1 pseudogene is annotated in these 381 nt (G+C 41.2%); it reads right to left on the bottom strand.

Annotated elements, in window-relative coordinates:
- Nucleotides 1-381: pseudogene (putR, locus tag ETC00_RS20345) on the bottom strand (proline utilization transcriptional regulator PutR); the annotation flags it as partial.

Below are 381 nucleotides of genomic sequence, written 5' to 3'. Positions count from 1 at the left end.
ATTCATATGGAATGTTTTCCTGATTGCCGGTGATTTCTGCGGCTTTGATGACTTCAAGTGCTTCTGTGTAGCTCTTGCCAAGTTTTAATAGGTGATTATATTCGTTTCCGATACCGATATAAATAGGGGTAGGTATTTTTTGAAAGTGAAAATGTGTTAACAGCTTGTTAATAAACTCAGAAGCTGCTGAGGAGACGGAGCTTTTTTGGGAAAAACTCGCTACGACGATGACAATATTTGATTCGATCGTTAAGACATGACTGACCTTATCCCGTAAATTCAGGTACGACCTGATATTTTCCTTTAAATCCTCTACCGCTTCCCCATCCCCATTTGCGGCGTGCAGGATAACAACTGAAAACATGGAAGGCAGCACGGTGT

Source organism: Brevibacillus sp. MCWH, from assembly GCF_013096935.1.
In the GTDB taxonomy this organism is placed as follows: domain Bacteria; phylum Bacillota; class Bacilli; order Brevibacillales; family Brevibacillaceae; genus Brevibacillus; species Brevibacillus aydinogluensis.
This window is presented reverse-complemented; position numbering and strand designations above follow the sequence as displayed.